The sequence below is a fragment of the Methylobacterium sp. J-077 genome (assembly GCF_022829365.1).
Classification (GTDB): Bacteria; Pseudomonadota; Alphaproteobacteria; order Rhizobiales; family Beijerinckiaceae; genus Methylobacterium.
In genome coordinates, this window is the sequence record NZ_JAKSYJ010000014.1 from 1 (window position 1) to 20,414 (window position 20,414).

The following is a 20,414-nucleotide window of genomic DNA, read 5'->3' on the forward strand; positions in this document are numbered from 1 at the left end:
CGAACCCGACCCCGAAGCCGCATCGGACAAAAACAGCCAACCGCCCGGCAAACCCGCCGGCCAATCGCCGATCCTGTCAGAAGATGCGTCAGCGCCCGGGCCACTTCCGCGGCCGGCGCCGATGAACCGGGGTATAGACAGGCGCCCCGGACCCGTCAACCGGCTTTGTGCGGTGCGATCGTTTTTTCTCGCGCCGCCCGATGACGGCCGTGAGACAGGCCAGCAGCGCGCTCAGTAGCCCTTCTTCACTTGGGCCAGGGCCTGCCCGAGCCCGTGGGCGATGCGGGCGCGCTCATCCGGATCGGCATCGCGGGCGACCAGCGCCTGCTGGCGCCGCGAGACCAGGGTGAGTCGCTGCAGGCCGTACTCGTCGTCCTCGATGGTCACGATCTTGGTCCAGAGCGGGTTGAACCGCCATTCGTGCCGCTCACCCCGGTGGCTGACCCGGGCGAGCAGGATCTCGAGCTGCGAGATCATCACTTCCTCGAAGGAACGACCGCGCCGGAGGCTGACCTTCAGGGCCGCGTAGATCGCCAGCATGTCGAGACCGAAGAAGCCGGCCACCGGCCAGAAGCCCATCCGCCAGGCCCAGACCGAGACGGTGAGCGAGACCAGGCAGCATCCGGTCATCACGACCCGGAAGCCGAGACGGCTCAAGGATTGGTGCGGCCGGATCGTGGCCGAGAAGACCGGCCGGCCGATCGTATCCGGGTCGAGCCCGTAGGGATGGACTGAAGGATTGCCGCTCGCCATCCGATCCATATAACGCGCCGATGCCCGCCAGAAAGACTCCGCCGTCGGTAAAGAGCGCGCCTCGCCCGCGTGACGCAGGCACCACTGGGAAAGGCGCCGCCTCCGGGCGGCTCGGCGGACGGATCACGCCGGTTTCCACCGTCCATATCGACACAGCGCCGGAGGCGGTCGATGCGGCGACGCTCACCGAGATCTTCCGGCGCTTCCACGCGGCCGAACCCGAGCCGAAGGGCGAGTTGCACTATGTGAACCCGTTCACGCTCCTCGTTGCGGTGGTCCTGTCGGCCCAGGCGACCGACCGTGGCGTCAACCTCGCCACCGGCCCGCTCTTCGCGGTGGCCGACACCCCCGCGACGATGCTGGCGCTCGGCGAGGAGACGGTCCGCGGCTACATCCGCACGATCGGGCTGTTCAACACCAAGGCCAAGAACGTCGTCGCCCTGTCGCGCATCCTGGTCGAGCAGCATGGCGGCGAAGTGCCGGCGAGCCTGGAGGCGCTGCAGGTGCTGCCCGGGGTGGGCGCGAAGACCGCCAGCGTCGTGCTGAACATCGCCTTCCGGGTGCCGCGGATCGCGGTCGACACCCATATCTTCCGGGTCTCGAATCGGATCCCGCTGTTCGTCGGCACCACAACCGACAAGGTCCAGGCCGGGCTGGAGGCGATCGTGCCGGAGCCCTACCGGCTGCACGCCCATCACTGGCTGATCCTGCACGGCCGCTACACCTGCAAGGCGCGCAAGCCCGAATGCCCGCGCTGCCTCATCGCGGATCTGTGCCGCTACCCGTCGAAGACCGCCGCGTGACCGGGTGAGGCGCCGGGTCCGAAGGGGGCCCGGACCCACGTCCGGACCCGCGCACGCAATCCCGCCCTGCGGGCTAACGCGTTGTGCTGGAAGCCCGGTTCGGCTAGTTTGAACGGCAGTAGCCGGGCCCTCGGGCAGAGGCCGTCCGGCTGCCCGACCTTCGCATTCGGTCGCCGCGCCGCGGATCCTCCCACTCGTCGCGCATCAGGAGCCTCGGCCCATGGACTTCCTCAAACCACGGTACACGCCTATGAACCGCCGCCGTCGCATCTACGAGGGCAAGGCGAAGGTCCTCTACGAGGGGCCCGAGCCCGGGACGCTCATCCAGCACTTCAAGGATGACGCGACCGCCTTCAACGCGAAGAAGCACGAGATCATCGACGGCAAGGGCGTGCTGAACAACCGGATCTCGGAGTTCGTGTTCCAGCACCTCAACGACATCGGCGTGCCGACGCACTTCATCCGCCGGCTGAACATGCGCGAGCAGCTGATCCGGGAGGTCGAGATCATCCCGCTCGAGGTGGTGGTGCGCAACGTCGCGGCCGGCTCGCTGGCGACCCGGCTGGGGCTGGAGGAAGGCACCCAGCTGCCGCGCTCGATCATCGAGTTCTACTACAAGAACGACGCGCTCAACGACCCGATGGTCTCGGAAGAGCACATCACCGCGTTCGGCTGGGCGACGCCCCAGGAGATCGACGACATCATGGCGCTGGCGATCCGCGTCAACGACTTCCTGTCGGGCCTCTTCCTCGGCGTCGGCATCCGGCTCGTGGACTTCAAGATCGAGACCGGACGCCTGTGGGAAGGCGACATGATGCGCATCGTCGTCGCCGACGAGATCTCCCCGGATTCCTGCCGGCTGTGGGACATCAAGTCCTCGGACAAGCTCGACAAGGACCGGTTCCGCAAGGATCTCGGCGGCCTGATCGAGGCCTACACGGAAGTCGCCAAGCGGCTCGGGATCATGTCGGAGAACGAGAAGGTTCAGACCGGCGGCCCGCGCCTCGTGCAGTAGGCCGGTCAGGCAGGCGGGCGTCGGATCGGCCCCGGCCCTGCATCCCAGAAACCCGCGCGCAGACGTGCGTGGGTCGAGAGGTCCGGGTCGAAGCCTGGATGATAATGGGGGTCCTGCGCCAGCAGCGGCCCCCATCGCTCTTTGAGCGCCGCGATCTCGCGCGCGTGGCGGGCGCGGGCCTCCGGCGTCCACCGGCGGCTCGCCGATTCGCGGTGATGCAGCACCGCTCCGGGCACCAGCAGGGTGCGGTGGCCCGCCGCGTTGAGGCGCAGGCACAGGTCGACATCGTTGAAATCGACCGCGAAGACCGCCGCGTCGAAGCCGCCGACCGCCCGGAATTTTTGCGTCTCGACCATCAGGCAGGCGGCCGTGACCGCCGCGACCGCGTGGGTGGCGCGCAAGGCGGCGAGGTAACCCGGCGCGTCCCCGGGGAAGTGGCGGTGCGCGTGGGTGACCAGGCCGCCGCCCGTGCCGAGCACGATGCCGCCGTGCTGGATCCGCCCCTCGCCGTCGAGGAGCTTTGCGCCGACCGCGCCGATCTCCGGGCGCAAAGCCTCCCGGGCCATCCGGGCCAGCCAGTCGGGCCGGAACGCCTCGACGTCGTTGTTGACGAAGACCAGCAGCGCCCCGCGGGCGCGGGCGGCGGCGGCGTTGTTCATGGCGGCGAAGTTGAACGGCCCGGGACAGGGCACGACGCCCCCCCTCCCCTCCCGCTCCAGCGCCTGGAGGAAGGCCAGCGTCTCCGGCTCGCGGCTGTCGTTATCGCAGACCAGGATCTCGAGATTCGGCCAGTCGGTGCAGGCCGCCAGGCTGTCGAGGCAGGGGCGGAGCAGGTCGAGGCGGTCGCGGGTCGGCACGATCACGCTCACCAGCGGGCGCGGATCCGGCAGCGGGTGCTCGACCTGCAGGAGGCCGTCTTCGGCCGGCACGATGCGGCTTCCTTTGCGGCCTGTCCGGTCGAGATGGCGGCGCAGGGCGTCGCGATGGCGGTGCCGTCCCCCCTCCCCTGCCGGCGCCACGCAATCGGCCGGGTCGCCGCGCCGGATCGTCAGGATCTCGGGCAAATGGCCGATCGCGCGGGCGCCGTGCCGCTCGGCGATCTGGAACGCAGCGTCGGCGGCGCCGCTCGGCTGCGTCTCCGGAGCCAGCGCCCCCGGCCGGCAGGCCAGCAGGGGCGTGAGGTAATCGACCGCCGCCAGCAACTCGGGATCGAAGGTTGGCGGCAGCAGAGGGCGCACCGGTCCGTTCGGTCGATCCTGGACCAGCGCGTCACCGTAGACCGCCTGCAGCTCGGGATCGGCCGCGAAGGCGGCGGCGATGCGGGCCGCAGCGCCCGAAACGAGGAGACCGTCGCCGAACAGCCGGATGCCGTCGCCCGGCGGGGCCGGCGCGGGCGGGAAACGGTCGAGGATGTTTTTCGGCAGAGTGAGCCGGTGATCGATCCCGATCAGGGCCGCCAGCTTCTGGCGGGCGCGCAGGCGTTTCCCCTGGAGCCGCGCGGCCAGGATCTCGCCCGTCGCCCGGGGCCGGCCCAGGAGCCCGCGCAGCGCGCCGAGCACCGCGCGCCCGGAGCGGCGCGGGATCCCGAGATGCAGCAACTGCGCGAGGCCCGCCACAGGCCTGGTCATCGGCGTCGCGTCATTCGAGATCCTCGCCGAAGGTCGTGACCGACAGGGCGGGATGGTAATAGGGATCGTGGCGGATCACAGCGCGCCAGCGCTCGGAGAACCGGGCCGCCTCCTGCTCGAAGCGGGCGCGCTTGGCCCCGACCGAGGGGCCCCGGCTCACGGATTCGAGGTGGGCCAGGGTGGCGGCGGGGGTCCAGACCGTCTTCCAGCCGCGAGCGCCCAGGCGCAGGCAGAAATCGACGTCGTTAAAATCTACCGGGAAGGCCTCGGCCTCGAAGCCGCCCACCGCCAAATATTTTTCCCGCGATACGGCGAGGCAGGCGGCGGTCACGGCCGAGACCTCGTGGGCCACGCGCAGGCGGCCAAGATGGCCGGGCGTATCGCCGGGGCGGCGGCGGAGGATATGGCCGGCCCGTCCCCCGAGGCCGACCACGACCCCGGCATGCTGCAGGGTGCCGTCCGCGTAGAGGAGCTTTGCGCCGACCGCCCCGACCTCCGGCCGGCTCGCCTGGCGGACCATCGCGTCGAGCCAGCCGGGCTCCAGCACCGCCACGTCGTTGTTGAGCAGCACCACCACCGCGCCCGTGGCCGCGGCGACGCCGGCATTGACCATCGCGGCGAAGTTGAACGGCTGCGGATCGATCAGGATCCGGACCCGCGGGTCGCGCCGCAGCGCTTCGTAATGCGCCAGCACGGCCGGATCGGTGGAGCCGTTGTCGACGATGATCAGCTCGAGGTTTGGGTAGGCGGTCTCAAGCAGCACGCCGCGGCAGACCCGCTCGATCAGGTCGAGCCGGTCCCGCGACGGGATCACGATGCTGGCTTTCGGGGCGGGTTGCGGCAGCGGCCAGCCCAGGTGGACGGCGCCGTTGCGGAGCGTCGCGCCGATCGGGGCATCCGAAGCCTTCAGGCGCGCGTCGAGCGCCTGCGCCCGGGCTGGTGGGTCGAGACACGCGCCGGTGGTGCGGGCGAGGACGCGCGGGACGTGGGCGCCACGCGCACCGGCGGCGATCGCGGCGCTCTCGATGGCCAGTTCCGCCTCGTCCAGGGGCCCGAGCGGCTGGGGAGGGAGCCGGGACAGCAGGGCTTGCGAGAACAGCGCGGCGCGGCCGACATAGCCGGTCGCCAGCGCGAGGTCCGGGCTCCAATCCGGCTTGAGCTGCGGCCGGCCATCGGGGCCGATCGCGTCGCCGTAAGCGAGATCCGCCTCCGCCAGGGCCGGCGCCAGCAGGGCAAGCGCGTCCGGGGCCGGGATGTCGCCCGGCCTGTGCAGGCACAGGGCGTCGGATTCGGCGATCAGTTCGGCGGCGGTCGCGTGACGATCCCAGAGCCGGTGATCGGCGCGGGGATCCGGCGTCGCGGGGAGCGCATCCTCCCAGGCGACCCCGACGGTCCGGGCCTGATGGATCTGCGCGTCGAGGGCATCGAGCGTCGCGGCGAGCGCCGCCTCTTCCCCGGACCGGGCCAGGACGAGGCAGCGGATCCGCAGGTCGGTCGGGGCGATCCGGACCGGGCGATTCCGCGACGCCGCCCAGGATCCGTAGTGCCGCAGGGGCGTCACCGCGCAGGCGCCGCGCAGGGTATCGCGGTAGCGCCGCTCGGATCCGCGCAGGCGCTCGTAGAGCGCCGAGACGAAGCGCCAGGGCCGGCGCAGCAGGCACTGGGCCAGTACCGACACCTCGCGCCGGGTCCCGACCCGCTCCAGCACGAAGCCGGCTCCCGCCGACAGGCGGATCTCCCGCGTATCCGGCGGGATCAGGCCGAGCCAATGGGCATAGCCGTGCGACGCGCCCGGGAGGATGAAGTCCTGCGGGGTGCCGTCCACCCCGCGCAGGACCCGCAGGATCGGGCGGCGCGGCGCCACACCGGGATCGCCGGCATAGCTCAGCACGATCCAGCCGACCGGATGGTCGGGCAGGACGAGGCGGCGATCGAAGACCGGATCGTCGGCCGGCTCCAGGTGAAACCGCGTCGCGCGGCCGAGCCAGGCTGTGCCGTGTCCGGCTGTCCCCGTCAGCGAGTTCGGATCGACGAGACGCGCCGCGGCATCACTGGGCAGCGTCGCCTCCGCCGGCGGGCTCAGCGGCTGCGGGCTCGGCCACCGCCGGCTTCTTGCGCCGCGGCTTGGCGGCGGGCTTGCCGCCGGTGCCCTTGCTGGTGCCGACACCGACGGTGATCTCGTAATCCTCGGCGGCCGCCGGCGGCACCGTCAGTTCCTCGGCGACGATGGTGGTGAAGCCTTGGGCCTCCCCCGGTCCGACGACCACGCTGGAATGCTCGACGCGGCTCGCGACGACCTTGCCGTCCTGGCGGATCTGGATCGTCACCGGCACGTCGAACCGGCCGGGCGCGCCCTTCGGGCCGAGCAGGACGTTGGCCTCGACGCCGACCTTGACGGTGACCGAGCCGTCCTGGCGCCGGGCGCATTCCCGGGCGAGCCGCCCGACCGAGAACTGCGTCCGCACCTCGCTCCCGGCGAGCACGCGATACGCGGCCCCGTTCTCGGCCACCTCGACGGGCGGGCAATAGGGCGGATCGAGGCTCTGGGGTTGCGACGGCGGCACCGTCGTGCCGCCGAACTTGAACAGGTTGGAGAAGACGTTGCCGTCCTCCGCGCAAGCCGGGCTCGCCGACAGCGCCCCGGCGAGGATCAGGCCGCACAGGCCAAGGACCAGGTCACGACCTCCGATCATCGCACGGCTCCCGAGCGGCCTCGTCATTTCAAGCTGTCGAACCCGGCCGCGAAGCCCTTCATCGACAGCGGAATGCCGACGCCTTCCTCGGGCGTCTGGAACACGATGAAGGTCGCCTGCGTGCCGCCCTTGAACTGGCGGATCAAGCCGTCATCCATCACCACCTCGGCCACGCAACCGGTGGTGAGGCAGCGCACGAAGCCGGCCCGGCCGACATCAGTCTGGTCGATCTTCAGGCCGAGGCCGGAGGGGAGGAGCACGCCCAGTGGCGCCACCACCCGCAGCAGATAACCGCGGTTGTCGGCCGTCTTCAGGACGATCACCACCAGGGTGAGATTCGGGCGGTCCTCCGCGGCCAGGTACTGCACCAGGGCGCATTGCTCGGCCTTCGCGCCGGCCGGCGTCTCGCAGCGCAGCTGCCAGTCGTCGAAGGTCTTGCGCACCATGCCCTGGGCGGCGGCCGGCCCGGCGGATGCGAGCCCTGTCGCGGAGAGGGCGAGGGATACCGGCAGCGCGACGCGCCGGACCACGCGCCGAAAACGATCGAGCTTCGCGTGAAGCGGCACCACCGAACCCTTCGGAACGCCACCGCCGAGGACCGGCAGGGCCGTAAAATCGGGGGTGTTCCGACCATGGTCCGCCCCGCGCTGTCAAGCGATGCCGGCCCCGGTGTTGCGCCTGGACGCTACCCGAGAGTTGCAGAACGGCCTAAATGAAGGGAGCTCTTCCTCCAGCGCAGGATCCTGAAGCTGTGATGCGCCTGTTCGCCCTCTCGGCCGGCTTCCTGCTGGCCACCCTCGCGCAGGCCGGGGCGCAGTCGCTTCCGGTCGGCGAAACCACGTATGTGGAACACTCCCTGAACCGCTCCGACACGCTGATCGTCGAGCATCCGCCGGTGGCGGTGAACCCGTATGGCGGCCGCAACGGCCAGGCCGCGATCGCCGGCTATTGCCGGGAGGGCGGCCTCGTCCGCCGCCGCGACACCTTCGGCAACCCGGTGATCATCCGCCAGCGCGAGATCTGCGACAGCGTCGCCCCGCGCACGCTCGAACCCGGCCAGGTCGATCCCAGGCCGACCTGGCCCGGCGAGGCCGTGACCCGCGAGAAGGTCCTGCGCGCCAAGGGCTGAGGCCCGATCAGCCGTAGCGGTGCAGGCTGGTGCCGTTGCGCTTCAGCCACGCTTCGGCCGCGTCGACATGCGGGCAGAGGCTGCGCAGCAGCGCCCAGTACCGGGCCGAGTGGTTCATCTCGCGCAGATGCGCCATCTCGTGGGCGACGAGGTAATCGAGCACCATCGGGGGCGCCAGGATCAGGCGCCACGAGAAATTCAGCTCGCCGCGCGCGGTGCAGGAGCCCCAGCGGCTGCGGGTGTCGCGCAGGGTGATGCGCACCGGCCTTTGACCGAGCAACGGCGCGTAGCGCTCCACCGCCCCCGTCAGATCCTGACGCGCCTCGCGGGTCAGGAAATCCCGGACCCGGCGCGGGACATGGGCGGGCTCGCAGGAGACCGAGATCACGGGCTCCGTCTGTCCCTCCCCCTGCCCGACCTCGACGCGCACCGCCCCGCTGCGGGTGCCGCGCAGATGCACGCGATGCGGCTCGCCGCGCAGGGGCAGGATCGCGTCGGGAACGAACAGGACTCGCTCGGGCACGCGCGCCAGGCGTGCCGCGATCCAGCCGGCATGGCTGGTGGCGAAACGCTGCGCCGTGTTCACCGCGGTCCGGCTCGGCAGGGTGATCACGACCTCACCGGTGGCCGCCGAGACCCGCAGGGTGATCCGGCGCGCGGTCGGGCGACGGCGCAGCGCGATCTGGAGGCTGGCTCCCTCGTGCTGGACCTCGAGGTGGTCGGGATCGGGACGACGCAGCAGCGCGAACGACATGGCACCGTTCTAGCCGGCCCCGGACCGGGGCTCCAGATCCCGACCTCGGGAATCGCGACGGTTCCGGCGTGGCGGCTCTGCGCCGAGCGGCGGCGTCAGCCGGCGAGCGCCCGGGTCCAGACCTCGGTGTCGGGCATCACCAGCAGGGCGGCGGCGGCGAGCGCGATGCCGTAGGGGATGCCGGTCTTGGCATCGTGGAGATGCAGCGCGAACGGCAGGCGCGCGACGCGCCGCGGCAGCGGATAGGCGCGGGCGGCCAGGATCGCCAGGGTCAGCGCCCCGCCGAAGATCGAGGCTACCAGCAGGTAATCGCCCAGGCCGTCGAAGCCGAGCCACAGCGCGGTGGCAGCGGCCAGCTTGGCGTCGCCCCCGCCGATCACCCCGAAGGCGAACAGCGTGAAGGTCACCGCCAGGACCGCGGCGCCGGCGCCGAGGTGAAGTCCGATCTCGGCCCAGTCCATCGGGCCGGTCAGGGCGAGCAGGGCGAAGCCCGCGACGAGGGCCAACGAGATCCGGTTCGGGATCAGCATCGTCAGCAGGTCGCTCGCCGCCGCATAGGCCATCAGGAACGGGAACAGCACCAACAGGCCGAAACCCGCCGTGCCGAGGCTCGCGATCGCCGATCCTGCGCCAACCATCTCGGGGCCAACCCTATCCATGCCCGACGGGGAAGCGGCTCGGGATCGAGGCCGCCGCCGAACGGCGGATCCGGCCGGCCGAGACCCCATCGCTGCACGCGATGGAACCTCGAACCTGCCGCAGATCCTGACCGTGAAGAGACTCGATCAGTTCAGGTTGCCGGCGATCGCGCTGAACTTGGCGGTGAGCGACGTGCCGACGGTCTTCAGCGCGCCGATGATGACGACGGCGATCAGGGCGGCGATCATGCCGTACTCGATCGCGGTGGCGCCGGACTCGTCCGAGGCGAAACGCGAGAACAGGGTCTTCATGGGGGGCGATCCTTCGATCAACAATTTGCAGCGCGAGTTTTGAGAGGTGACCGACGAAGATTTGTATGTCTCGATCGGCGGCCATTGGACATTGCCGGGTACGCCTTGAAATTCGGTTAAATCGCGCCTCGATCAAAGTTCGGTCGCGGTCCCCTGCGAGCTTAGTGAAAGATCGGTTTCGTCATTGCCGTCGATTGGTGCCACTGTCTCATGCTTAGCGGTTCCTTCATCGATCCCGGACTACCGTTCAGGCTTCAGGCGTCGCCACGCGCAGGCGCCGGCCGCTTCCGAGAACCCCGATGCGCCGCACCCTGTCGAATGGGGCCCGAGCCGGCCTCGTCCTCCTGCTGACGGGCGCATCGGTCGCGGCCGGCCAGCCGGAGCCGCTGCCGATCGTCACCGTGCTGGTGGACAACGCCAAGGTGATCCGCCTGCCGGAGAAGACCGCGACCGTCATCGTCGGCAACCCGATCATCGCCGAAGTGACGCCGCAGAAGAACGGCGTGCTCGTGCTCACCGGCAAGAGCTTCGGCTCGACCAACCTGATCGCGCTCGACACGGCTGGCGGGCTGATCGCCGAGACCATGATCCGGGTCGAGGCGTCGCGGGATTCGACCATCACGGTCCAGCGCGGCTTGGATCGGGAATCGCTGTCCTGCACGCCGAACTGCCAGCCGGCCGTGCAGCTCGGCGACTCGGCGAATTATTTCGGGACGACCAGCGGCCAGGCCGATGCCCGCCGCAAGCTCGCCACCGGCGGGGGCGCCGCAGGCCCCCAAGCCGCCGACCACTGAAACCGGCCGCCCGCTCCCGACCGCGACATCGCGCGGACGCTGGGGCAAGATCCACCTTCGGCTCGATCCGGCGCGATCCCGCCCGGCGCGCCGTCAGGGAGGTCTCTCGCCGATGCCCGGCATCACGCTCAATCCGCCGCCGCCCGCCGTCGATCCCGACATGCTCGCGGCGTTCCAGGACGTCGCCACGGCGACGATCAGCGACTGTCTCGACAGGATGCCGGTCCTGCTCGGCCTGCGCGCCTTCCACCGGCGAGGCCGGCTGCTCGGCACGGCCGTCACGGTGCGGGTGCGGACCGGCGACAACCTCGCCATCCACCAGGCGCTGGAGCAGGTCCGTCGCGGAGATGTGATCGTGGTCGATGGCGGCGGCGACACCAGCCGGGCGCTCGTGGGCGACATCATGAAGGCGATCGCCGAGAGCCGGGGCGTGGCGGGCTTCGTGATCGACGGGGCGGTGCGCGATACCGACGCCTTCGCGGATTCGGATTTCCCCTGCTACGCCCGTGCCGCGACGCCGCGGGGGCCGTTCAAGACCGGGCCCGGCGCGGTCAACCTGCCGGTGTCCATCGGCGGCTGGACGGTGAACCCGGGCGACGTGGTTTTGGGCGATGCGGACGGCGTCGTCACCTTCCCGCCCGCCCTCGCGCCGAGCCTGATCGAGGCCGTGCGCGCGCAGGCGGCCCGGGAGGCCGAGGTGCTCGCGCTGATCCGGGCAGGCCGGTACGACGGCCGCTACGCCCGGGAGGCGAAGGGCTGAGGATCCACCGGCACCGCCTTGCGGATCAGGCGCCGCCCGTGGACGATGGCGCATGGAGTCCCAGACCCTCACCTACGCCATCGGCGACATCCACGGCTGCGCCGAGCTGCTCGATAGCTTGCTGGACCGGATCGCCGCCCATGCCGGGGACCGCGCCCACCGGCTGGTCTTCCTGGGCGACTATATCGACCGCGGCCCCGACAGCGCCGCGGTGCTGCGCACGGTCAGCCGGCTGAACTGGGCCGAGCCCGAGCGCGTCACCTGCCTGATGGGCAACCACGAGCGTATGCTGCTCGACGCGCTGCTGACGCCGGAAGCCGCGCGGCACTGGCTCTACAACGGCGGCGAGGAGACGCTCGACTCGTTCGGCGCGCGGGATCTCGGCGGCCTTCCGCGCGACACCCTCGACTGGCTCGAGGCACTGCCGACCCTGCACGGGGACGCGGCCCACTGGTACGTCCATGCCGGCCTCCAGCCCGGCACCGCGGCGCCGGATTCGGACGCCCACGACCGCCTGTGGATCCGGGAGCCGTTCCTGGAGGGGGACCACGATTTCGGCCGGCACGTGGTCCACGGCCACACGCCGCAGCGGGACGGCCGCCCGGACATCCGCCGGTTCCGGACGAATCTCGACACCGCCGCGGTCTATGGCGGCGCGCTCACGGCCGGACTCTTCTCCGACGCGCAGGGGCCGGCGCTGGAATTCCTGTCGGTGCCCGCCGCCTGAACCCGAGCCCGCTACGAGGCGATCTTCTCCCGGACCTGGATGTCGGGGCTCGACGCGCCGCAGGTCGGCAGGCTCTCGACCGGGCCGTGGACCGCCGAGGTGGTCGACGACAGGTCGTGGTAGCAGATGCAGCCTTCGGCGAAGTAATGGTGCACCAGCGCCTTGCGCGAGTGGCGCAGGTCGTTGCGGGCCGATCCGCCGTGCAGGAGATTGGCGTGCCAGAACAGCACGTCGCCCTTGCGGGCCAGGAAGTGCCGCGGCTCGGCGCCGTGATCGGCGATCTCGCGCTTGATCGCGGGCTCGTAATGCTCCGCATAGGCCGCGTAGCCGCGCTCGCGGAAATCGTCCGTCGAGATGCCGACATCGTGGCTGAACAGGTACGGCAGGCGGTGGGTGCCGGGATAATAGACCAGCGGCCCGCAATCGGCATGGATGTCCTCCATGGCGACCCAGCACGCGGCGAGGTAGCCGATCGGGTAGGTGGTCATGTGGATCGAATCCGAGTGCTCGGATTGCTGGCTGCCCTTGTGCGAGGCGATGGTCTGGAACGGGATCGCCTGCCGGCCGAGCACCAGGCTGCTGAAATTGATCAGCACCGGATGCTTGAGCAACCGATCGAGCGCCTCGACCTTGAGGTGCGGGTTCAGGTAGCGGCCCGGATGGGGATCGTCTTCGGCCGCCTTCTCGGGGGCGAGGGTGAGATCGCCCCGGGCGATCGCGGCCTCGTAGGCGGACCAGGCCTCGTCGATCGTCGCCGGGTCGATCGCCCCGCGGGCGACGTAATATCCGTGCGCCGTCCAGTAACGGCAAATCTCGGCCTGCTCGGTGGTGATCTCACCGCGGGCCAGACGCCGTTCAATCGTCTCCAAAGCGTCGGGATGGTCGAGCCACGGGCTGGGACCCGATTCCGGAAAGTTTTCTGCCCGGGAGATCTTGATGCAGCCGATATCGACCGGAATGTCGGCGTCCACCGCGAAGGGCCGGACCGCCTCTGGGACGGTTGGGCGCCTCATGTTGCGTCTCCGCGTGATGAGACGCGCGACGTTGATCCACGACCGTGCAGCCGTCGCCAGCCGCGAGTTTGCCTTCGCCATGCTCCGTCCCCCCGGATCGGTCCCATGATGCGGATCGGATAAGAGAGGAATACGGTCTTACTGAGGCGTATCGGGAACGCGATCCGCACCGGCTCACCGTCAGGTCGGCGTCCGGTCTTCGCGCCGACCCGGCCCGGGAATCAGCGCGCCGATCGCGCCCACGAGCCAGCCGCCCATCAGGGCGAAACCGCCGATGGGCGCGGCCATCGGGAAGAGCGGGTGCTGCAGCCAGGTGCGCACCGAGAGGTCGCCGCAGAACAGGATCAGGCCGAGGACGAGGAGGCCGGCCGCGGCACGGGCGAGCCCGTGTCGCGCCAGACCGACGGCGCCGAGTCCGAGCAACGCCAGGATCGCAGGGGCGTGGAACAGCAGGAACTGCGCGGCGGTCTTGAGCGAATCCGCCCCGGGGATGTGCGCCGCCGCGGCGCTGAGCGCGACACCGAGCAGCCCGGCGAGGCAGGCCAGAGCCATCAGTGCGCGATCGAGCCCCGACACCCTCACGCGCCGCGCTCGACCAGAAGCTTGGCGACGGCCGCGCGCAATTCGGGCACGCCGAGATCGTCCCGGCTGGAGGTGAGGATCACCTGCGGGAAGGCGGCCGGGCGCTTGGCCAGGCCGGCCTGGATGCCGGCGATCCGGCTCGCGACCTCGCCCTTCTTCAGGGAATCGGCCTTGGTGAGCACGACCTGATAGCTCACCGCGGCCTTGTCGAGACCATCGAGCACGTCGGTGTCGATCGACTTGAAGCCGTGGCGGGCGTCGATCAGCATGAACACCCGGGCGAGGTTGGCCCGGCCCTTGAGGTAGGCGTGGATCAGCTGGGTCCAGGCCTCGACCTTGGCCTTCTCCACCGCCGCGTAGCCGTAGCCCGGCATGTCGACCAGCGACAGGCGGTCGCCGATCCGGAAGAAGTTGAGCTGCTGGGTCCGCCCCGGCGTGTGCGACGTGCGCGCGAGCGTGTTGCGGCCGGTCAGCGCGTTGATCAGGCTCGACTTGCCGACATTCGAGCGCCCCGCGAACGCGATCTCCACGCCCTCCATGGGCGGGATGCGGTCGAGCACCTGGGCAGCCGCGTAGAAGTCGGCGGCGCCGGCAAACAGCAGGCGGCCGGCCTCCAGGAGGTCGGCCGCGTCGTCGTCAGTCTCGGTCACGGCTTTCCTTATCAGCCCTTGGTGGTGGCCGCCGCCTTGGTGCCGCCGCGCCGGAACGTGGACCGCAGGTTGTCCCACAGCTCCACCTTCACGCCGTTGCGACGCATGATGACGTATTGCTGGGTCACCGACAGGGTGTTGTTCCAGGCCCAGTAGATCACCAGGCCTGCCGGGAACGAGCCCAGCATGAAGGTGAACACGATCGGCATGAAAGTGAAGATCTGCGCCTGGACCGGGTCCGGCGGCGCGGGGTTCATCTTCATCTGCACGAACATGGTCACGCCCATGATCAGCGGCCAGACGCCGAGATGGACGAAGTCCGGCGCCGGGAAGGGCAGCAGGCCGAACAGGTTGACGATGCTCGTCGGATCCGGGGCGGCGAGATCGTGGATCCAGCCGAAGAACGGCGCGTGCCGCATCTCGATGGTGATGAACAGCACCTTGTAGAGCGCGAAGAAGACCGGGATCTGGATCAGCACCGGCCAGCAGCCGGCGACAGGATTGATCCTCTCCTTCTTGTACAGCTCCATCGTGGCCTGCTGCTGCTTCATGCGGTCGTCCTTGTACCGCTCCCGGATAGCGGCCATCTCGGGCTGCACGGCCTTCATCTTGGCCATCGAGACGTAGGAGCGGTTGGCGATCGGCAGGAACAGCAGCTTCAGGCAGAAGGTCACCACCAGGATCGAGACGCCGAAATTGCCGAACAGGTGGTAGAAGAAGTCCAGAGCCCGGAACATCGGCTTGGTGATGAAGAAGAACCAGCCCCAATCGATCATCAGATCGAAGTGCTTGATGCCGAGGTCCTTCTCGTAGTTGTTGATCAGGTTCACTTCCTTGGCGCCGGCGAACAGGCGCTGGGTCGTGGTGGCGGTGGCGCCGGCGGCGAGGTTCACGGCGTCGCCGCGCACGCTCGCCTGGTAGACGTTGGTGGCGCCGTCGGTGCGGTCGGTGAAGGCGCCGGTATAGGGCACGTCCTGGTCGCCGGGCATCACGGCCGCCGCCCAGTACTTGTCGGTGATGCCGACGAAGCCGCCGGTCACGCCGTTCCAGGCCTTGCCCTTGGTGTTGGCACCGCCATAGGCGCCTTCCTTGGCGAGCTTGTCGTAGGTGAATTCCTGCAGGCCGTCGTTGCCGAGATAGCCGATCATGCCCTCGTGCAGGACGTAGTAGCCCTGGGTGTGCGGCTTACCCCAGCGCGAGACGAGGCTGTACGGGTAGAGCGTCACCGCGCCCGAGCCCTTGTTCTCGACCTCCTCGCGGACCGTGAACATGTACTTGTCGTCGACCGCGATGATCCGCTTGAAGACGAGGCCGGCGCCGTTGTCCCAGGTCAGGGTCACGGGCATCCCGGGGGAGAGGCTCTTGCCGTCGCTGGTCCAGAGGGTGTCGCTGCCGGGCAGCGGCCCGGCATTGGCGCCGACCCAGCCGAACTCGGCGTAGTACGGCGTCTCGCTGCCCGCGGGCGAGAACAGCACGATCTCCGGGCTCTTCGGGTCCACGGTCTCGTGGTAGTTCTTGAGCGACACGTCGTCGACGCGGCCGCCCTTCAGGGCGATCGAGCCACTGAGCGCCGGGGTCTCGATGCGGATGCGCGGCGAGCGGGTGAGCGCCGCCTCGCGCGAGACCGGGCCGCCCTGTCCGGGCACCGTGCCGGGCGCGGGGGCTGCCGGCCCGCCCTCCTTGGGCGAGGGCGACGGCACCCCGTCCGGGGTCACGCCCGGCGGCTGTTGCTGTTGCGCGGCCTTGTTCTGCGCCTCGATCAGGCGCTGCTGCTCCACCCGGGGGCCGGCCACGAAGTACTGCCAGCCGAGCAGCACCAGCAGCGACAGGCCGATGGCCACGAACATGTTCGTCTTGTCATTGCCCATCGGGGACACCGCCGCACGCGTTCGGAGTGGCAACAGGAGCGGCGCCGGGCCCATCGGGTCGGCGCGCTTCCGCGATTCGGGGACCTCTCGCACGCTCCTGTGACGGATCGAGATCCGCTGCGCCGGAGGGTGCAGGTCGCGCGGGGGCTTGCCCCGCATCGCGCTGGAGAGGTTTGGTTTTGGACGGTGGACCACCGGACTTGCCGTTGGATTTGCCGCCGGACCGCTGGCCGGGCGGCCGCGGCGCGGCCGGGCGCGTCACGGTCGGGATGGCGCGGCGAAGATCCTCGGCCAGAACCTCGAAGGCCGCTGTCAGGGCCGGGCGCCGGGCGATCAGCACGATATCGGCGGGCAGCCGGGCCAGTTCACCCGGCAGATCGGACGCGACCAGGCTCACGGCCGCGCGCAGGCGCCGCCGGATGCGGTTGCGCTCGACCGCATGGCCGACGCGCTTGGTGATGGTGAAGCCGAGCCTCAGCCCATCCGCGGCCTGCGGATCACGCAGCCGCCCCTGGGCGGTCATGCGCTCGGTATGGAAGCGGCGGCCCTCGGCTGTCGCCAGGAAGTCAGGCCGCTTCTTCAGCCGCTCGATCGTCGCCATCGATGGTTCGATCCCGGCCGATCTCATTGCTTGTGCTGCATGACGCGTTCGGAAAACCGGGTTCCACGTGTCCGCGTCATGCTCACGCCTCGGAACGCGGCTGCCTGAGCAGGGCCGCGCCGACGAGGATCCGCCGGCTCAGGCCGACAGCTTCTTGCGGCCGTGGGCGCGACGGCGCGCGATCACCTTGCGACCACCGGCGGTGGCCATGCGCGCACGGAAACCGTGGCGACGCTTACGGACGAGCTTGCTCGGCTGGTAGGTTCTCTTCATGGCTCAGAGCCTTCAAAGGTCGAGGCGCGCTCGCGGGCGGCTAATGCCGCACCCGACCTTCACGCGTCCTGGTTGTCTGCAAACACGAAGGGCGCCCATGCGGGGCGCCACGTCGCGAGTGGCGGGCTTATGGCGGATGGGTCCCGCGAAGTCAACGTTTCGCGGACGTCTTCCTGGGTCTCAATGCCCCTCGAACTGCATCAGGGCGCGCACCTCGACGCCCATGTCGCGCAGGCGCTGCGCCCCGCCGATCTCCGGCAGGTCGATCACGAAGCAGGCGGCCACGATCTCGGCGCCGATCTTCTGGAGCAGGTTCACCGCGGCGGTCGCGGTGCCGCCCGTGGCGATCAGGTCGTCGACCAGCAGCACCTTGTCGCCGGGCTTCACGGCGTCGACGTGGATCTCGATCTCGTCGGTGCCGTATTCGAGCGCGTAGGCCATCGAGACGGTCTTGTGGGGCAGCTTGCCCTTCTTGCGGATCGGCACGAAGCCGCAGGACAGCTGGTGCGCGATCGCCCCGCCGAGGATGAAGCCCCGCGCCTCGATGCCGGCCACCTGGTCGATTCGCCCCCCGGCATAGGGATGGACCAGCGCGTCCACCGCCCGCCGGAAGGCGCGCGGGTCGCTGAGCAGCGTGGTGATGTCGCGGAAGATGATGCCGGGCTTCGGGTAGTCGGGAATCGAGCGGATCGATTCCTTCAGCGCGACGTGGCGGCGGGCTTCCATGGGTTCGGGCCTTCCGTGGGGGACGGCGCGCTTAAAGCAGAAGCCCCGATCCCTGACCAGTTTTGAGGATTCTCGCGGCGGATCAGGCCGCCTGGACCTTCTTGAGGAGGGCGAGCAGTTCCCGGTGCAGCACCTCGTTGCCCGAGGCCACCGAGCGGGCGGCCAGCGGCTCGGCCGCCCCGTCCGCCGAGGTGACGTAGCCGCCGGCCTCGCGCACCAGGATCACGCCCGCGGCGAAATCGTAGGTCTGGAGGTCGCGCTCCCAGTAGCCGTCGAGGCGCCCGCAGGCGACATAGGCGAGGTCGAGGGCCGCCGAACCCATCCGCCGCGTGCCGCCGGCCACCGCCATCACGGCGCCGATCTCGCGGAGCAGGCGCGGATGGCTGCCGCGGCCGAGATAGGGCGTGCCGTAGCCCACCAGCGCGTCGGCCATGTCCTGCCGGCCCGAGACCCGCAGGCGGCGGTTGTTGAGATAGGCGCCCTTGCCGCGCTCGGCGACGAACAGCTCGTCCTTGATCGGATCGAAGATGACGCCGGCCACGATCTGGCCGTCGCGCTCCAGCCCGACCGAGATCGCGAAATGCGGCACGCCGTGCAGGAAGTTCGAGGTGCCGTCGAGGGGGTCGACGTGCCAGGTGTGGCTCTTGTCGGTGCCCTCGATGATCCCGTTCTCCTCCAGCACGAGGCCGTAGCCGGGCCGCGCCTTCATCAGGGCGTCGCGCAGGGTCTCCTCGGCCTTCCGGTCCGCGGCGGAGACGAAATCGCCCGGGCCCTTCCGCGAGACCTGGAGGTTCTCGACCTCGCCGAAATCGCGGCGCAGGCCGCGGGCGGCCTTGCGCACGGCATCGACCATCACGGTCATGAGCGGGGAGGAGATCATTTTTCTTGAGACTTTTCGCCGGGGAGAATTGGTGCTGTGGTTACAGGGGCGCGCCTGAAAAGACGAGATGGGGGCGGGAGATGGGCGGGCGCGGAGAGTGCAGCGGCTCCCCCTCCCCCCTGTGCGGGGGAGGGTGGCGCGCGAAGCGGGTCGGGAGAGGGGAGCGACGGCGCAGAATAAAGCTGCGCCCTTCATGAAAGCAGCGCCTGTTCCTAAACCCGCGCTCCCCTCTCCCTCCCCCACAGAGGGGGGAGGGAGAGGCGGCGCGCGACACGATCTAGAAAAATCTACTCCGCCGCCTCGACGAACACCGTCCCGGCCCGCGGCAGGTCCAGGGTCTCCCAGGTCTCGGCCAGCGCCGCGGCGAGGCGGGCGATGTGGGCCGCGTCGTGGAACGGCGAGGGCGTGATCCGCAGGCGCTCGGTGCCGCGCGGCACCGTCGGGTAGTTGATCGGCTGGATGTAGATGGCGTGGCGCTCGAGCAGATGGTCGGCCGCCGCCTTGCACAGCTCCGCGTCCCCGACCATCACCGGCACGATGTGGGTCTCGGTCTCCAGCACCGGCAGGCCGGCTTCGGTGAGCGCCGCCTTGGTGGCGGCGGCCTGGGCCTGGTGCGCCTCGCGCTCGGCGTTCGAGCGCTTCAGGTAGCGCACCGAGGCCCGGGCGGCCGCGGCCACCGCCGGCGGCAGCGCCGTGGTGAAGATGAAGCCCGGGGCGAAGCTGCGCACCGCGTCGCAGATCGCCGCCGAGGCGGTGATGTAGCCGCCGACGCAGCCGAAGCCCTTGGCGAGCGTCCCCTCGATCACGTCGACCCGGTGCATCACGCCGTCGCGCTCACTGATCCCGCCGCCGCGGGGTCCGTACAGGCCGACCGCGTGGACCTCGTCGAGATAGGTCATCGCCCCGTAGGTGTCGGCGAGATCGCAGATCCTGCCGATCGGCGCGACGTCCCCGTCCATCGAGTAGACCGACTCGAACACGATCAGCTTCGGCCGGTCGCCGGCCGCGCGGAGCAGTTCCTCCAGGTGCTGGAGGTCGTTGTGGCGAAAGATCTTCTTGTCGCAGCCGGAATGGCGCACGCCCTCGATCATCGAGTTGTGGTTGAAGGCATCGGACAGGATCAGGCAGTCCGGGATCAGCTTGGCGATGGTCGAGATGCCGGCCTGGTTCGAGACGTAGCCCGAGGTGAAGACCAGCCCGGCCTCCTTGCCGTGCAGGTCGGCGAGCTCGCGCTCCAGATCGACCAGGGGCGAGTTGTTGCCGGCGATGTTGCGCGTGCCGCCCGCCCCGACGCCGCAGCGCGCGGCGGTGTCGGTCATCGCGGAGACCACCTCCTTGTGCTGGCCCATGCCGAGATAGTCGTTGGAGCACCACACGGTGATCTCGGTGGTCTTGCCGTCGGGCTTGCGCCATCTGGCGGTGGGGAACCGGCCGGAGATGCGCTCGATATCGGCGAAGACGCGGTAGCGCCGCTCGCCGTGGAGCTGGTCCAGGGCGCCCCGGAAATACCGCTCGTAGCCAGAGCCGGCGCGCGTCGAGCCCGCTTGGGCGAGCACCGTGCTGGGCATCCGGGTGACGGTCATCGAGCGTCCTTCGCGTGTGCGGCCGTGCGGGCGGTGCCGGCGCGGCACCCAAGTCCCGCGATCGAGGTACGGCCTCGGTCCAGTCCTTCGCGTGAGCGGCGAAAGATACGCGCGGATCTGGAACTGGTTCAAGGTAAGGTTCCGACATCGCTGCCCTGCGCCCGTTGAGAGGCGGGGACGAACTCGCTAGCCTCGCTGGAGGCCCCAACCCACCCGAACACGGCTCCAGATC

General features: G+C 70.1%; 23 protein-coding genes. 6 read left to right on the forward strand and 17 right to left on the reverse strand.

The features are described from left to right. Positions 1-231 precede the first annotated feature (231 nt). Entirely contained in the window at positions 232-753 is a 522-nt protein-coding gene (locus MKL11_RS00135; RefSeq protein WP_243939192.1) for a DUF2244 domain-containing protein, read from the reverse strand. Between the two features lie 20 nt (positions 754-773). Between MKL11_RS00135 and nth the strand changes: the two genes are divergently transcribed. Together nth and purC are read left to right on the forward strand one after the other, a co-directional pair. Further along, positions 774-1,556, forward strand: a complete 783-nt coding sequence (nth, locus tag MKL11_RS00140) for an endonuclease III (RefSeq protein ID WP_243939193.1) — start codon at positions 774-776, stop codon at positions 1,554-1,556. A gap of 220 nt (positions 1,557-1,776) precedes the next feature. Beyond that, positions 1,777-2,571, forward strand: a complete 795-nt coding sequence (gene purC / locus MKL11_RS00145) for a phosphoribosylaminoimidazolesuccinocarboxamide synthase (RefSeq protein WP_082643291.1) — start codon at positions 1,777-1,779, stop codon at positions 2,569-2,571. A 5-nt stretch (positions 2,572-2,576) separates the two neighbouring features. Here the strand turns inward: purC and MKL11_RS00150 are convergent, their stop codons facing one another. The 4 genes from MKL11_RS00150 to MKL11_RS00165 all read right to left on the reverse strand — a co-directional run bounded on the left by MKL11_RS00150 (position 2,577) and on the right by MKL11_RS00165 (position 7,422). After that, the gene (locus MKL11_RS00150; RefSeq protein ID WP_243939194.1) at positions 2,577-4,199 is read right to left on the reverse strand and encodes a glycosyltransferase family 2 protein; all 1,623 of its coding nucleotides are present in this window, start codon (positions 4,197-4,199) and stop codon (positions 2,577-2,579) included. Positions 4,200-4,209: 10 nt separating this feature from the next. Further along, positions 4,210-6,090, reverse strand: a complete 1,881-nt coding sequence (locus MKL11_RS00155) for a glycosyltransferase (RefSeq protein WP_243939195.1) — start codon at positions 6,088-6,090, stop codon at positions 4,210-4,212. 157 nt (positions 6,091-6,247) lie between these two features. After that, positions 6,248-6,892, reverse strand: coding sequence for a hypothetical protein (locus tag MKL11_RS00160; protein ID WP_243939196.1), 645 nt, complete (start codon positions 6,890-6,892; stop codon positions 6,248-6,250). A gap of 23 nt (positions 6,893-6,915) precedes the next feature. Then, positions 6,916-7,422, reverse strand: a complete 507-nt coding sequence (locus tag MKL11_RS00165) for an invasion associated locus B family protein (RefSeq protein WP_243939218.1) — start codon at positions 7,420-7,422, stop codon at positions 6,916-6,918. Positions 7,423-7,646: 224 nt separating this feature from the next. On the opposite strand from MKL11_RS00165, the gene MKL11_RS00170 reads away from it, so the two are divergent. Further along, a complete protein-coding gene (locus MKL11_RS00170) occupies positions 7,647-8,021 on the forward strand; it encodes a hypothetical protein (RefSeq protein WP_243939197.1) in 375 nt (124 codons plus the stop codon). Positions 8,022-8,028: 7 nt separating this feature from the next. Here the strand turns inward: MKL11_RS00170 and MKL11_RS00175 are convergent, their stop codons facing one another. From MKL11_RS00175 to MKL11_RS00185, 3 genes are all read right to left on the reverse strand, one after another. Further along, positions 8,029-8,775 (reverse strand): M48 family metallopeptidase, encoded by a 747-nt coding sequence (locus MKL11_RS00175; protein WP_243939198.1) that lies wholly within the window; start codon positions 8,773-8,775, stop codon positions 8,029-8,031. A gap of 95 nt (positions 8,776-8,870) precedes the next feature. Further along, a complete protein-coding gene (locus tag MKL11_RS00180; protein ID WP_243939199.1) occupies positions 8,871-9,413 on the reverse strand; it encodes a prepilin peptidase in 543 nt (180 codons plus the stop codon). 147 nt (positions 9,414-9,560) lie between these two features. Next, positions 9,561-9,725 carry a Flp family type IVb pilin gene (locus MKL11_RS00185; RefSeq protein WP_058193027.1) on the reverse strand — a complete coding sequence of 55 codons (165 nt, stop codon included), beginning with the start codon at positions 9,723-9,725 and terminating at the stop codon, positions 9,561-9,563. Positions 9,726-10,024: 299 nt separating this feature from the next. Here MKL11_RS00185 and MKL11_RS00190 point away from each other — a divergent pair, with 299 nt between their 5' ends. From MKL11_RS00190 to MKL11_RS00200, 3 genes are all read left to right on the forward strand, one after another. Beyond that, the gene (locus tag MKL11_RS00190) at positions 10,025-10,519 is read left to right on the forward strand and encodes a pilus assembly protein N-terminal domain-containing protein (protein WP_243939200.1); all 495 of its coding nucleotides are present in this window, start codon (positions 10,025-10,027) and stop codon (positions 10,517-10,519) included. A gap of 112 nt (positions 10,520-10,631) precedes the next feature. After that, positions 10,632-11,279: an RraA family protein gene (locus MKL11_RS00195; protein ID WP_243939201.1), complete on the forward strand. Its 648-nt coding sequence runs from the start codon at positions 10,632-10,634 to the stop codon at positions 11,277-11,279. A 52-nt stretch (positions 11,280-11,331) separates the two neighbouring features. Continuing rightward, on the forward strand, positions 11,332-12,006 hold the full coding sequence (locus tag MKL11_RS00200) for a metallophosphoesterase family protein (protein ID WP_243939202.1): 675 nt from the start codon (positions 11,332-11,334) through the stop codon (positions 12,004-12,006). 11 nt (positions 12,007-12,017) lie between these two features. Here MKL11_RS00200 and MKL11_RS00205 read toward each other — a convergent pair whose 3' ends face one another. The 9 genes from MKL11_RS00205 to hemA all read right to left on the reverse strand — a co-directional run bounded on the left by MKL11_RS00205 (position 12,018) and on the right by hemA (position 20,167). Continuing rightward, positions 12,018-13,019, reverse strand: a complete 1,002-nt coding sequence (locus MKL11_RS00205; RefSeq protein WP_243939203.1) for a phytanoyl-CoA dioxygenase family protein — start codon at positions 13,017-13,019, stop codon at positions 12,018-12,020. Positions 13,020-13,199: 180 nt separating this feature from the next. Beyond that, complete coding sequence (locus MKL11_RS00210; protein ID WP_279600138.1) at positions 13,200-13,571, reverse strand: DUF423 domain-containing protein; 372 nt, start codon at positions 13,569-13,571, stop codon at positions 13,200-13,202. Between the two features lie 26 nt (positions 13,572-13,597). Continuing rightward, positions 13,598-14,251 (reverse strand): ribosome biogenesis GTP-binding protein YihA/YsxC, encoded by a 654-nt coding sequence (gene yihA / locus MKL11_RS00215; protein WP_243939204.1) that lies wholly within the window; start codon positions 14,249-14,251, stop codon positions 13,598-13,600. Between the two features lie 11 nt (positions 14,252-14,262). Beyond that, positions 14,263-16,119, reverse strand: coding sequence for a membrane protein insertase YidC (gene yidC, locus MKL11_RS00220; RefSeq protein ID WP_243939205.1), 1,857 nt, complete (start codon positions 16,117-16,119; stop codon positions 14,263-14,265). Continuing rightward, positions 16,109-16,720, reverse strand: a complete 612-nt coding sequence (gene rnpA / locus MKL11_RS00225) for a ribonuclease P protein component (protein ID WP_243939206.1) — start codon at positions 16,718-16,720, stop codon at positions 16,109-16,111. Before rnpA ends, yidC begins: the two co-directional genes overlap by 11 nt. A 138-nt stretch (positions 16,721-16,858) precedes the next feature. After that, entirely contained in the window at positions 16,859-16,993 is a 135-nt protein-coding gene (gene rpmH / locus MKL11_RS00230; protein ID WP_039893469.1) for a 50S ribosomal protein L34, read from the reverse strand. A gap of 180 nt (positions 16,994-17,173) precedes the next feature. Next, positions 17,174-17,719 (reverse strand): adenine phosphoribosyltransferase, encoded by a 546-nt coding sequence (locus MKL11_RS00235; protein WP_147854491.1) that lies wholly within the window; start codon positions 17,717-17,719, stop codon positions 17,174-17,176. A gap of 82 nt (positions 17,720-17,801) precedes the next feature. After that, positions 17,802-18,599 (reverse strand): inositol monophosphatase family protein, encoded by a 798-nt coding sequence (locus MKL11_RS00240; RefSeq protein WP_243939207.1) that lies wholly within the window; start codon positions 18,597-18,599, stop codon positions 17,802-17,804. A 287-nt stretch (positions 18,600-18,886) separates the two neighbouring features. Further along, the gene (hemA, locus tag MKL11_RS00245) at positions 18,887-20,167 is read right to left on the reverse strand and encodes a 5-aminolevulinate synthase (protein WP_243939222.1); all 1,281 of its coding nucleotides are present in this window, start codon (positions 20,165-20,167) and stop codon (positions 18,887-18,889) included. Between the last annotated feature and the right edge of the window lie 247 nt (positions 20,168-20,414).

Excerpts from the sequence above, each read along its gene's own strand:
- MKL11_RS00135 (WP_243939192.1), bottom strand. The coding sequence starts at position 753 with ATGGCGAGCGGCAATCCTTCAGTCCATCCCTACGGGCTCGACCCGGAT.
- nth (WP_243939193.1), top strand. The coding sequence starts at position 774 with ATGCCCGCCAGAAAGACTCCGCCGTCGGTAAAGAGCGCGCCTCGCCCG.
- purC (WP_082643291.1), top strand. The coding sequence starts at position 1,777 with ATGGACTTCCTCAAACCACGGTACACGCCTATGAACCGCCGCCGTCGC.
- MKL11_RS00150 (WP_243939194.1), bottom strand. The coding sequence starts at position 4,199 with ATGACCAGGCCTGTGGCGGGCCTCGCGCAGTTGCTGCATCTCGGGATC.
- MKL11_RS00160 (WP_243939196.1), bottom strand. The coding sequence starts at position 6,892 with ATGATCGGAGGTCGTGACCTGGTCCTTGGCCTGTGCGGCCTGATCCTC.
- MKL11_RS00170 (WP_243939197.1), top strand. The coding sequence starts at position 7,647 with ATGCGCCTGTTCGCCCTCTCGGCCGGCTTCCTGCTGGCCACCCTCGCG.
- MKL11_RS00175 (WP_243939198.1), bottom strand. The coding sequence starts at position 8,775 with ATGTCGTTCGCGCTGCTGCGTCGTCCCGATCCCGACCACCTCGAGGTC.
- MKL11_RS00180 (WP_243939199.1), bottom strand. The coding sequence starts at position 9,413 with ATGGTTGGCGCAGGATCGGCGATCGCGAGCCTCGGCACGGCGGGTTTC.
- MKL11_RS00185 (WP_058193027.1), bottom strand. The coding sequence starts at position 9,725 with ATGAAGACCCTGTTCTCGCGTTTCGCCTCGGACGAGTCCGGCGCCACC.
- MKL11_RS00190 (WP_243939200.1), top strand. The coding sequence starts at position 10,025 with ATGCGCCGCACCCTGTCGAATGGGGCCCGAGCCGGCCTCGTCCTCCTG.
- MKL11_RS00195 (WP_243939201.1), top strand. The coding sequence starts at position 10,632 with ATGCCCGGCATCACGCTCAATCCGCCGCCGCCCGCCGTCGATCCCGAC.
- MKL11_RS00200 (WP_243939202.1), top strand. The coding sequence starts at position 11,332 with ATGGAGTCCCAGACCCTCACCTACGCCATCGGCGACATCCACGGCTGC.
- MKL11_RS00205 (WP_243939203.1), bottom strand. The coding sequence starts at position 13,019 with ATGAGGCGCCCAACCGTCCCAGAGGCGGTCCGGCCCTTCGCGGTGGAC.
- MKL11_RS00210 (WP_279600138.1), bottom strand. The coding sequence starts at position 13,571 with ATGGCTCTGGCCTGCCTCGCCGGGCTGCTCGGTGTCGCGCTCAGCGCC.
- yidC (WP_243939205.1), bottom strand. The coding sequence starts at position 16,119 with ATGGGCAATGACAAGACGAACATGTTCGTGGCCATCGGCCTGTCGCTG.
- rnpA (WP_243939206.1), bottom strand. The coding sequence starts at position 16,720 with ATGGCGACGATCGAGCGGCTGAAGAAGCGGCCTGACTTCCTGGCGACA.
- rpmH (WP_039893469.1), bottom strand. The coding sequence starts at position 16,993 with ATGAAGAGAACCTACCAGCCGAGCAAGCTCGTCCGTAAGCGTCGCCAC.
- MKL11_RS00235 (WP_147854491.1), bottom strand. The coding sequence starts at position 17,719 with ATGGAAGCCCGCCGCCACGTCGCGCTGAAGGAATCGATCCGCTCGATT.
- MKL11_RS00240 (WP_243939207.1), bottom strand. The coding sequence starts at position 18,599 with ATGATCTCCTCCCCGCTCATGACCGTGATGGTCGATGCCGTGCGCAAG.
- hemA (WP_243939222.1), bottom strand. The coding sequence starts at position 20,167 with ATGCCCAGCACGGTGCTCGCCCAAGCGGGCTCGACGCGCGCCGGCTCT.